The following is a 211-nucleotide window of genomic DNA, read 5'->3' as shown; positions in this document are numbered from 1 at the left end:
TTATGGAAGAATCCGATTTGCTGAACTTGCTGAATCGAGCGCGTCCAAGCGACCCCTTCCGTGCACGGATTAAGCGTAACGGTAAGCAGATGGTGATTAACTGCAAGCTTGCTTATGCGCCCAATGATGTAAGAGCACAGAGCGGGGATGAGCATAATGATGATGTACAGTTGGGCTTGCGTTTACGTAATTTAACGGCAGATGAACAAGC

1 pseudogene is annotated in these 211 nt (G+C 47.9%); it reads left to right on the top strand.

The features are described from left to right. Positions 1–211: pseudogene (locus tag V6252_RS13595) on the top strand (serine protease); the annotation flags it as partial.

The sequence above is a fragment of the Psychrobacter proteolyticus genome (assembly GCF_038155145.1).
Taxonomy (GTDB): domain Bacteria; phylum Pseudomonadota; class Gammaproteobacteria; order Pseudomonadales; family Moraxellaceae; genus Psychrobacter; species Psychrobacter proteolyticus_B.
Note: the sequence above shows the minus strand (reverse complement) of the source record. Positions and strands in the feature narration are given on the sequence as shown.